Source organism: Halalkalibacter kiskunsagensis (assembly GCF_037027555.1).
In the GTDB taxonomy this organism is placed as follows: domain Bacteria; phylum Bacillota; class Bacilli; order Bacillales; family Bacillaceae_D; genus Halalkalibacter; species Halalkalibacter kiskunsagensis.
In genome coordinates this window covers 1-10,645 of the sequence record NZ_JAXBLX010000076.1, presented here as the reverse complement: position 1 = coordinate 10,645, position 10,645 = coordinate 1, and the positions used below count along the sequence as shown (strand labels likewise).

At 38.6% G+C, this 10,645-nt stretch carries 10 protein-coding genes, 1 other RNA gene, 1 riboswitch and 1 other annotated feature; of the genes, 3 read left to right on the top strand and 8 right to left on the bottom strand.

Going from position 1 to position 10,645, the window contains the following annotated elements; translation table 11 throughout:
- Positions 1-232: 232 nt before the first annotated feature.
- Complete coding sequence (gene cymR / locus SLH51_RS23735; RefSeq protein WP_335964059.1) at positions 233-652, bottom strand: cysteine metabolism transcriptional regulator CymR; 420 nt, start codon at positions 650-652, stop codon at positions 233-235.
- Entirely contained in the window at positions 597-1,292 is a 696-nt protein-coding gene (locus SLH51_RS23730; protein ID WP_335964058.1) for a YczE/YyaS/YitT family protein, read from the bottom strand. The genes cymR and SLH51_RS23730 overlap by 56 nt, the downstream gene beginning before the upstream one ends.
- 165 nt (positions 1,293-1,457) lie before the next feature.
- Between SLH51_RS23730 and SLH51_RS23725 the strand changes: the two genes are divergently transcribed.
- Together SLH51_RS23725 and SLH51_RS23720 are read left to right on the top strand one after the other, a co-directional pair.
- Positions 1,458-2,729 carry a replication-associated recombination protein A gene (locus SLH51_RS23725; RefSeq protein ID WP_335964057.1) on the top strand — a complete coding sequence of 424 codons (1,272 nt, stop codon included), beginning with the start codon at positions 1,458-1,460 and terminating at the stop codon, positions 2,727-2,729.
- A 285-nt stretch (positions 2,730-3,014) separates the two neighbouring features.
- The gene (locus SLH51_RS23720) at positions 3,015-3,641 is read left to right on the top strand and encodes an RsfA family transcriptional regulator (RefSeq protein WP_335964056.1); all 627 of its coding nucleotides are present in this window, start codon (positions 3,015-3,017) and stop codon (positions 3,639-3,641) included.
- 165 nt (positions 3,642-3,806) lie between these two features.
- Here the strand turns inward: SLH51_RS23720 and SLH51_RS23715 are convergent, their stop codons facing one another.
- Entirely contained in the window at positions 3,807-4,568 is a 762-nt protein-coding gene (locus tag SLH51_RS23715) for a tRNA threonylcarbamoyladenosine dehydratase (RefSeq protein WP_335964055.1), read from the bottom strand.
- A 164-nt stretch (positions 4,569-4,732) separates the two neighbouring features.
- A non-coding RNA gene (gene ssrS / locus SLH51_RS23710) (6S RNA) lies at positions 4,733-4,910 on the bottom strand.
- A 145-nt stretch (positions 4,911-5,055) separates the two neighbouring features.
- Here ssrS and SLH51_RS23705 point away from each other — a divergent pair.
- Entirely contained in the window at positions 5,056-5,361 is a 306-nt protein-coding gene (locus SLH51_RS23705) for a hypothetical protein (protein ID WP_335964054.1), read from the top strand.
- On the opposite strand, the gene SLH51_RS23700 is transcribed toward SLH51_RS23705, so the two are convergent.
- The 4 genes from SLH51_RS23700 to SLH51_RS23685 all read right to left on the bottom strand — a co-directional run bounded on the left by SLH51_RS23700 (position 5,338) and on the right by SLH51_RS23685 (position 10,402).
- The gene (locus tag SLH51_RS23700; RefSeq protein ID WP_335964053.1) at positions 5,338-6,567 is read right to left on the bottom strand and encodes a homoserine dehydrogenase; all 1,230 of its coding nucleotides are present in this window, start codon (positions 6,565-6,567) and stop codon (positions 5,338-5,340) included. The two genes, SLH51_RS23705 and SLH51_RS23700, sit on opposite strands and share 24 nt — an antisense overlap.
- A 67-nt stretch (positions 6,568-6,634) precedes the next feature.
- Positions 6,635-6,748, bottom strand: a riboswitch (SAM riboswitch).
- A gap of 59 nt (positions 6,749-6,807) precedes the next feature.
- Positions 6,808-8,598: an aspartate--tRNA ligase gene (gene aspS, locus SLH51_RS23695; protein WP_335964052.1), complete on the bottom strand. Its 1,791-nt coding sequence runs from the start codon at positions 8,596-8,598 to the stop codon at positions 6,808-6,810.
- 1 nt (position 8,599) lies between these two features.
- Complete coding sequence (gene hisS / locus SLH51_RS23690; RefSeq protein ID WP_335964051.1) at positions 8,600-9,880, bottom strand: histidine--tRNA ligase; 1,281 nt, start codon at positions 9,878-9,880, stop codon at positions 8,600-8,602.
- A gap of 59 nt (positions 9,881-9,939) precedes the next feature.
- Positions 9,940-10,168, bottom strand: a binding site (T-box leader).
- 57 nt (positions 10,169-10,225) lie between these two features.
- The gene (locus tag SLH51_RS23685) at positions 10,226-10,402 is read right to left on the bottom strand and encodes a hypothetical protein (RefSeq protein ID WP_335964050.1); all 177 of its coding nucleotides are present in this window, start codon (positions 10,400-10,402) and stop codon (positions 10,226-10,228) included.
- Between the last annotated feature and the right edge of the window lie 243 nt (positions 10,403-10,645).

The window sequence follows — 10,645 nt, the reverse complement described above, 5'->3', positions numbered from 1 at the left end:
GGGCTTAAAAGATGGCAGTGGCTCCGCTGATTGCTTCGAGAATAAGAAAAAAGGTAAAGTTCAACCTTTTTTCTTATAACCTTCTTCTGTAACTCTTGGAAGGCAATCGCTTCCCTCACTGCGCACCCTTTATGAGAAACCCACTCATAAAGGGCTTAAAAGATGGCAGTGGCTCCGCTGATTGCTTCGAGAATAAGAAAAAAGGTAAAGTTCAACCTTTTTTCTTATTCTCTTAAATATAAAACATATAATACTCTTGATCACCTGAGTCTTCGTATGTGGCTAGGTCTTCTAATGTTGTGTTGTCTAGTACATCCTTGACAGCATCGCGGATTTTTATCCACAGATTACGTTTCGCTGGTTCTTCGTCATCCATTACTTCAACTGGACTAATTGGGCCTTCTAATACGCGGATAATGTCACCAGCGGTAATATCTTTTGCATCTTTTGCAAGCATGTAGCCACCATATGCTCCGCGTACACTTTTGACAAGCATGGCATTACGCAGTGGGGCAATCAGTTGCTCTAAATAATGTTCTGATAAATCGTATTCTTTTGCAATTGATTTTAATGATATTGGACCTTCCCCTGCTTGTTTAGCTAACGCCATCATGATGGTAAGGCCGTAACGACCCTTCGTTGAAATTTTCATTAGTTTTCCCTCTTTTCAATATAGAATCAAAATATCGCTGGCATTGTGGCAAAGTAACTCCAACCACCGATCCAATTCCAAAACAAAATAAGAGTGTCCCAATAAAAACAGTGCCTCCCATAAACCAGCCAGCTGCCAGTACAACTATTTCCATTAATACTCTTACATACTGTACTTTCCAGCCTGTTTTTATTTGCAATGCCAACATAAGGCTATCACGCGGACCAGCTCCACAACCTGGAGCAATATATATGCCAATTCCATAACCGATAATAACAATGCCCACTAAGAGCATTATGAATTTTAACATTATACTATCTGGGGACGGTAGGATCCACAAAAACAGATCGATAAATACTCCTACAATGACCATGTTAAGAAACGCACCTAACTGCGGAAAAGATTTCATTAATAGAGCCGTTATCCCTAATATTATCGCACCCATTAATATAGACCAAGTACCAACGGTTAGACCGAATTGGATTGTAAGTCCAATATGTAACACATCCCAAGGTGCACCTCCGAGTTCTGCACGTATCATTAAAGCAATTCCAAGTGACATAACCATGAGGCCAATCGTAAATGTCCCCCAACGAATAAGATCCACTCGTTTATTTCTTTCATATTCTCCTCTACCCAAGAGAAATCCCTTCTCTCTATCTAAGTCTTTGCCATTATAGCATGAAAATCTATAGAGGTCGCTCCAAAAGGGTACTTTTTCCTTTTGGAGCGACCTCGAATAGTTGGCTTTTATGATTTCATCTATTACACTAACAATAGCATTGTAAGAAGAGGGGCTATACTTATGAAAAAACAACCACTCGCATATCGCATGAGACCTAAGAAAATAGAAGATATTATCGGACAACAACACTTAATTGGCCAAGGGCAGCTACTAAGAAGAATGGTTGATGTCGGGCAGTTATCTTCAATGATTCTTTATGGCCCTCCTGGTATTGGAAAAACATCAATTGCAAGTGCTATTGCTGGTTCAACGGGCACTCCATCTAAAATGCTTAATGCAGTTGTTCATAACAAAAAAGACATGGAGATTGCTGTAGAAGAAGCAAAAATGTACGGTCAACTTATATTAATACTCGATGAAGTACATCGCTTAGATAAAGGAAAACAAGATTTTTTGTTACCCTATCTTGAAAATGGACTTCTTATATTAATAGGGGCAACAACGACAAATCCATTCCATTCTATTAATCCAGCAATTCGTAGTCGCTGTCAAATATTTGAACTTGAGCCGCTTAGCGTCACAGATATTAAACATGCCTTACAACGTGCCCTTCATGATAAGAAAAATGGGTATGGAGTTGATAATATAAACATTAGTGAAGAAGCTCTTACTCACTTAGCGCAAGCATGTGGTGGCGACGTTCGATCAGCTTTAAGCGGCTTAGAATTAGCAATCCTCTCAACCTTTCCAGATCCATCTGGAGAAAAAACAATTTCTTTATCCGCAGCAGAAGCATCCATTCAAAAGAAAAGCTTCCACCATGATAAAGACGGTGACGCTCATTACGACGTTCTGTCAGCCTTTCAAAAATCGATACGAGGAAGCGACGTCAATGCTGCTCTTCATTACTTAGCCAGATTAATTGAAGCAGGTGATTTAGTAAGTATTAATAGGAGGCTCCTCGTCATCGCCTATGAAGATATTGGACTAGGTAATCCTCAAGCAGGGTCACGTATTCTATCAGCAATTGAGGCAGCAGAGCGCCTTGGATTTCCAGAAGCGCGGATTCCTTTGGCAAATGCTGTGATCGAACTTTGTTTATCACCAAAATCGAATTCTGCCTATACTGCACTTGATGCCGCTTTAGCAGATATTCGTAGTGGCAAAGTGGGAGATGTTCCGAAACACTTAAAAGATGCCCATTATCAAGGGGCAAAACAACTTGGACGCGGAGTCGATTACAAATATCCTCATGACTTTGAACATGGCTGGGTAAAACAACAATATTTACCTGACAAGTTAAAAAATACAGCCTATTACGAACCGAAACGTACAGGTAAATTCGAACGTACATTAGCCGAAATTTATGATCGACTTCAAAAGAATGAATAAACTACGGTTAAAAATAGAGGTTGATATCTAGAGCAAATTCTAGTATTCAACCTCTTCATAATAGTTGTAGTAACTTTCATAATTGTAAATAGCTTTGTAGATTTCTACCTTAAATAACTATCACTTGTTTGATATCCCCCTTACATTTTGCTCTTGTAACTGTAGCCTTTCTCCTTTCCAACTCCTAAATAATCCCTTTTTTCTATCATCCTTGTATAAAGGTTCGCTTTTCTGGACAGACTTTGTATCAACTAGATAGAAAAATTATTAAAGGAGATGACAAGAATGAAAGTTAGACAAGATGCTTGGTCACATGAAGATGATGTTTTGTTAGCTGAAACTGTATTAAAACATATAACGGAAGGTAGTACACAGTTACGTGCCTTTGATGAAGTGGGCGATGAATTAAACCGTACATCTGCAGCTTGTGGATTTCGTTGGAATGCGGTTGTTCGCAATCGCTATATGAAACAAATTGCTGAAGCGAAGAAAGAACGTAAAGAAAGAAAACGGGCTGCTTCCTTCTCATATTATCCTCAAATGAGACCAATGTGGTCACCTCAAGCTAGTATAGAACGAATGAACCAATCACTAGATAGTGAGATGTCTTTAGAATCTGTCATTGAGTATTTACAAACTGTCATGCATACAAATGCGCAATCACCAACTTTACAACGAGAAAATGAAAAGCTTGTAAAAGAAAATAAAGAACTGGAATTACGTAACCGCGAACTTGAACGAGAGTTAAAGAAAATAAAACAGGATAATAGTATTATTGAAGAGGATTACCAATCTCTTATTCAAATTATGAATCGCGCAAGACGTATGGCAATTTTAGAAGACGAGGAGTCTCTTTCTACCGCAGCATTCAAGATGGACAAGAATGGAAACCTTGAAAAGCTAGCTAAATAAGAACTAACCTAATAGAGAGAATGTACAAAAAGGTACCTTGAAGCAATGAGCTAGTCGCTACATCTTTTAAAAGCATTGAGAGGAGTGGTTTTTTTCCTCTCAATGCGAGTAGCGAACGGAGCCATTGCCGCCTCTTTTTCGGCTTATGAGACAGACCTTTTTTTTTTACCGATTAATTTCAATTTCTTTTAAAAGGTTCGTAATAACATGTCCAGCCATAATCAGCCCCGCTACAGAAGGAACAAATGCATTCGATGATGGCGGCATTTTAGCTTTGCGAATACTTCCTTGTTCCGCTGCTTCTGAAACAATCTCTTGACGGATATCCTCCCTAATTTTGATTGGTTGTTCATCAGAGAATACTACTTCGATTCCTTTTCTAATCCCATCTTTACGTAAGCGAGTTCTGATAACCTTTGCAATTGGATCATGACTTGTTTTAGAAATGTCAGCAATACGCAAGCGAGTTGGATCCATTTTATTGGCTGCTCCCATACTAGAAATAATCGGGATTTTGCGTTCAAGACATTGTTTCATTAAATGAATTTTATAACTAATCGTATCACTAGCATCAATTACATAATCTAACCCATAGCTAAAAAACTGTTCGTACGTTTCTTCTGTATAAAACATTTTTAAAGCAATAACTTCACATTCTGGATTAATATCTTGAATTCGTTCTTTCATTAATTCAACTTTTTGTCTACCCACTGTTGATAATAATGCATGGATCTGTCTATTTACATTTGTGATGTCAACATCATCTTTATCAACAAGCACTAACCTACCAACTCCCGAACGAGCTAGTGCCTCAGCTGAGAAAGAGCCTACTCCTCCAATACCTAAAACGGCCACAGTACTATTTTGTAATTGAGCTAATCCATCATGCCCAATCGCAAGTTCATTTCGTGAAAATTGATGCAACATTCTCCTTGCCCCTTCCAAACGGTATTATCGGAATTGACTATACCATAGCAAATACTAAAAGTCTAAGTTCATTTAGAAGGGTTTACAAAATACACCTAGTTCATTCTTAATACAAAAAAAACAACCTCCGATAGAGAAGTTGTGATCTTTCATTCTATAAAGTAAGAAATCCCAATAATGCCGTTTTACTTATAGTTTTGAACCTGCTCCTACGCAGGTGGGTGCTTTGTATAAATGTTCTTACTTCCATTCATGAAGGCTTGTAATCCCATTTATAACGCAAGCTCCCGTTCAAATTCTGTTGGCTCAAAACATAGATGCATACGTACATCTTAGGAAATCTTACTTGCTTACATACATTCTATCAAGCCTAGATTAGAATGTCAATGACGTAGTCAGAATATTCGACCATTTAATCATTTGGTAATTTCTCATTCCCTATGTTACAGTTTACCTAAATAATTTATGGATGAGAGGTGAGCCCAATATGAATTTACTCGCTACTCAAAGATGTGTTGAAATTCACCAAGAAATTGGTTGGACCGAAAAACGTATCATTGAAACATCATTTGATATGAAGTTATTTGACAATGAGCTAATCGTCAAAGATGATACATTTCCATTAACCGCAATCTTTGACATTTCCTATAGAAAAAAGCCGGAACAAGATGCGATGGGTTTTTTGTATTTACACACGAACCGGGGGGTTCGCACTTATTATATTAAAGATGATGCCTATTCATTAGTAAGTGCCTATCAAAAGCTTAAATCAGAACGCCCCGAATTGCGCTGAATGAATGGTCTTTTCTCGTTTCCTTTTTGATATGTCACCATAAATAGGATACGTTTCAAAAGGGGATGAGTTGTTACTTGATACGATCCAACCTTCCCCCTCATGATGAGCATATGTATCAATCACAGCAATCCCCTCTTGCTTTACCCATTCCAAAGCTCGATTTCGATCTGCATGATTGATAAATACAAAGGAATGAATACAGGACTCAGCTTGTTCCCTTTTTCCCTCTTTTGTTACTCTTATTGCATTTGTCGTACGTTCATGGAAAATAAAATCCTCCACCATGCTATTTGCTGTTGCTTCCTTTCCGGCTCCTGGTCCTAGAAAAAGAAGTTGATCAACGAAATCCCCTTCTAAAGAAATGCCATTCGTAACTCCTCTAACATTTGCTAAAGGTTCAGTTGGTGATAGAAAAGCTGGAGTCACACGACCTTTCACTCCTAAATCGCTCCTCCACGCCTCGGCAATTAGCTTTACTTTAAAACCAAGGCGTTCTCCCACTTCAACATGCCAATCTTCAATGTTTGCTACACCTTTTCGAAAAAATGAGGTAACAGATGGCCAAGTACCAAAACATAAACGACTGAGTATTCGGATTTTATACCAGGCATCAAATCCTTCAATATCATCAGTAGGATCAGCTTCAGCGTAGCCAAGCTCTTGCGCCTCCAATAACACCTCAGTGAAGCTACGATGATTTTCAATCATTTCTGTTAACATGTAGTTTGTTGTTCCATTTAATATGCCAGATACTCTCGTTATAGGTGTAGTTGTAAGATTACCTTTTAAGGAATTAATAATCGGAATTCCCCCCGCAACAGCTGCTTCGTATCCATAATAAGTACAATGATCAACTGCTAGGTGTTCTAAAATTTCTCCTCTTTCGGCCACTAATTTCTTATTTGCGCTAATGACCGGTACCCCTTTTTCCAACCACCTTGCCGTATAGGTGAAAGCTGGTTCAATCCCCCCAATCGCTTCAAAAATAACATCAAATTCAGCTCTTTCGCAAAACTCATCCCAGCTAGTTGTCACAAATGTATCTACATTTTCAGCTCGCCGCTTTTGTCGATCCTTAACCAATATAGCAGAAATTTCAATCTCATTTTTCAATAATTGTTTAATTTGCTTTTTTGTATGAAGTAATCGCTCATACACTCCACCGCCTACAGTCCCAAACCCAATTAAACCAACTCGTATCATCTCATGTCCCTCTCTCTCCGTAAATAAAACAAAAAACCTTTCCTGATAAGAAAAGGTTTTCTGCCTTTACTTATCTTTCAGAATAAAATCATTCTGCTGAAAGTAGCACCTTTTTTGCTTGGCTTGCAAAAAGGTTGCCGGGCTTCAACGGGTCAGTTCCCTCCACCACTCTTGATAAGTTTGAATATTCAAACGTCCATATTCTATTAACAGTGATTATACGTCACCTATTACTTTCTGTCAAACTAAGTTCATTTTCTCTTGTTTCTTACCGATAATTGATAAATTTAAGTCAATTAATTGCTCAACACTTACTTCACCAGGCGCATTCGTTAGTAAACAACTAGCACTTGCAGTCTTCGGAAATGCAATCGTATCACGTAAATTCGTACGACCTGCTAAAAGCATAATAAGACGATCTAAGCCAAGTGCAATCCCTCCATGTGGCGGTGTACCGTATTCAAATGCCTCTAACAAGAAACCAAATTCCTTACGTGCCTCTTCTTCAGAGAACCCAAGTGCTTTAAACATTTGCTCTTGAATATCGCTTTGGTAAATACGTTGTGATCCCCCACCTAGCTCATATCCATTCAACACAAGATCATAAGCATTTGCACGTACGCTTCCTGGGTCAGATGCAAGAAGTTCCATATCTTCTTTTACCGGGCTTGTAAACGGATGGTGCAAAGCAACATAACGTTTTGCTTCTTCATCATATTCTACAAGAGGAAAATCAACTACCCAAAGGAAGTTAAATTGGCTTTGATCAATTAAGTCAAACTGTTTTCCAAACTTCAATCGTAGTGCACCAAGGCTATCAAAGACAACTTGCTTCTTATCTGCTCCAAAGAATAATAAGTCTCCTGTTTCTGCACCTAGTGCACTTTGAAGACCAGATGCTACATCCTCATCAAAGAACTTCGCAATTGGGCCTTTTAGTCCTTCTTCTTCAACTTTTAACCATGCTAACCCTTTAGCACCGAATTGCTTTACAAAGTCAGTAAGAGCATCGATATCTTTACGTGAAAGCTTATCTGCTCCACCTTTCAAGTTCAATCCTTTAACTGTTCCACCAGACGCCAGTGCACTTTTGAATACTTTAAACTCAGAACCCTTCACAACATCTGATAGTTCAATTAACTCCATTCCAAAACGAAGGTCTGGTTTATCTGATCCAAAACGATTCATTGCTTCATCGTACGTAAGACGTGGAAACGGCAATGATACCTCTATCCCTTTTGTTTCCTTCATAATTTTCGCCATCATTTTCTCTGTCATCGCAAGTAAGTCTTCTTTATCCATGAACGATGTTTCAATATCGACTTGTGTAAATTCAGGTTGACGATCGGCACGAAGGTCCTCATCACGGAAGCAACGAACAATTTGATAGTAACGTTCGAAACCAGAAACCATTAGTAGTTGCTTAAAGAGTTGTGGTGATTGTGGCAGCGCGTAAAACTCACCATGGTGTACACGACTTGGCACAAGATAATCACGCGCTCCCTCTGGTGTACTTTTCGTTAACATTGGCGTTTCGATTTCCATGAAAGCTTCTTCATCAAGGAAGTCACGTATTAACTTCGTCGTACGGTAACGTAATTTAAACGTCTCTTGCATATCAGGACGACGTAGGTCAAGATAACGATACTTTAAACGAACATCTTCTGATGCATCTGTATCAGCTTCAATTTGGAACGGAAGTGGCTTCGATGCATTTAAGATACTAATTTTTTCAACATGAATCTCAATTGAGCCTGTTGCAATTTTATCATTTACTGTCTTTGGATCTCTAGCAACGACTTGTCCTTCTACCTCAATGACATATTCATTTCTTACTCGCTCTGCTAATGAAAGTGCTTCTAGGTTTACTTCAGGACTAAAGACAATTTGAACAATTCCAGATCGGTCACGAACATCTAGAAAAATAACTTGACCTAAATCACGTCGTCTTTGTACCCACCCTTTTAATTGTACTCGTTCTCCTACATTTTCTTCGCGTAGCATTCCACAGTGATGTGTTCTCCCTATCATCCTACTTACCTCCTAAGGTTTTCTCTTTTATATGGTCAATAAATGTTTCAAGCTCTACTTGTACCTGTTCACCTGTTTCCATATCCTTCACATTAATAACTCCTTCGGTAAGTTCATCATCACCAAGGATTGCTGTGAATCGTGCTTGTAAGCGGTCAGCCGCTTTAAACTGAGCTTTCATCTTCTTATCTAAATAATCTTTATCAGCACTAATACCTGCACTTCTAAGTTTATACAAAAGCTCAACAGTTTTTTCTTTTGCCGCATCACCTAATGAAACTAAATAGCAGTCTAATTTCGGAGCAACAGGAATGGCTTGTTCTTGTGCTTTTAATGCCATAATGACACGCTCAATACTAAAAGCAAAACCGATTCCAGGAGTCGATGGACCACCAATTTCCTCAACAAGTCCTGTGTAACGACCACCACCACAAAGTGTCGTAATCGCTCCAAAACCCTCTCCCTCAGCCATAATCTCAAACGCAGTATGAAAATAATAATCTAGTCCTCGTACAAGAGTTGGATCAACTACATAAGATATCCCAAGTTGATCTAAATAATTTTTCACTTGGCTAAAGTAATGACTAGACTCTTCATTTAGGTAATCCAGAATAGACGGTGCATTCGACATCAACGGGTGGTCACGGTCTTTTTTACAGTCTAGAATACGTAAAGGATTTTTCTCTAAACGATTTTGACAATCTTCACAGAACTCTCCAATACTGGGTTTAAAATGATCAATGAGCGCTTGACGATGTGCCTCTCTGCTTTCTTTATCACCTAAACTATTCAATACTAATTTTACATTTTTCAGTCCAAGCTCTTCGTACAAGCTCATTACTAGCGCTAACACTTCTGCATCAATGGCTGGATCATGGCTTCCTAAAGCTTCGACTCCAAATTGAACAAATTGACGCATACGTCCAGATTGAGGACGTTCATACCTAAACATAGGACCAGTATAGAAAAGCTTAGTTGGCTGATTAGGTTGACCGTACATTTTCTTTTCTACATACGACCTGACAACAGCCGCTGTTCCCTCTGGTCGTAAGGTTAAACTTCTGTTTCCACGATCCGTAAATGTATACATCTCTTTTTGAACAATATCGGTTGTATCCCCTACTCCACGTTGAAATAAGTCTGTATGCTCAAAAATTGGCGTTCTTATTTCTTGATAATTATATCTTCGACAAACGTCCTTTGCCTTTTTTTCAATGTATTGCCAAAGCTCTACTTCACCTGGCAAAATATCCTGCGTTCCGCGCGGGATTTGAATGCTCATTCTATTCTCCTCCAAACAGTAAATTCATAAAAAAAAAATCTCATCCCTGATGAATTATCATCAGGGACGAGATTTTTATACCCGTGGTGCCACCCTAAATTGAAGCAATTATTGCTTCCACTTTAAACAGTTAACGCCTGCTTACGTCTTTTCCTACTAAGTAACACAGTTCAGAAAAACTCCTCCGAGGTGTTCATTCATTAAGACAGATATGGAGGGCTCTCAGCCACGACCTCTCCTCTCTTTTTACCTGTTACCTTAACTACTATGCCTCTTCTTTGGAATATTAGCTTTTTGAATTAATTGATTATTATCATACGAATGTTCGAGCTACCTGTCAATAGGCTAATTACGATTTAGCTTATTCTTTAATAATTTTACATCACGTAATGATAAACCAAATTCACTTGCAAGTTCAAGATTCGTTTGCTGATTTTCTCTTTCAACAAAACTATGATAATCCATATTAAATAATGGCTGGAAACGATTTTGATGCATTTGTTGACGCATACTTGAACGCATTTCATTCAACCCTTCCTAGTCGTTTCTCTTATTTTGGCCATATTAAGAGAAAAACTTACATTGGAAAGGGAATTATTTAATAATGCCCCGAGGTAGTTCCAAAAGGGAAAACCACCCTTTTGGAACTTGCAATGGCTTCACTCACTACGCGCCTTTTATGAAAAACCCACTCATAAAAGCCTTAAAAGATGTAGCGGTTCCGCTCATTGCGTCGAGGTAGTTCCAAAAGGGAAAACCACCCTT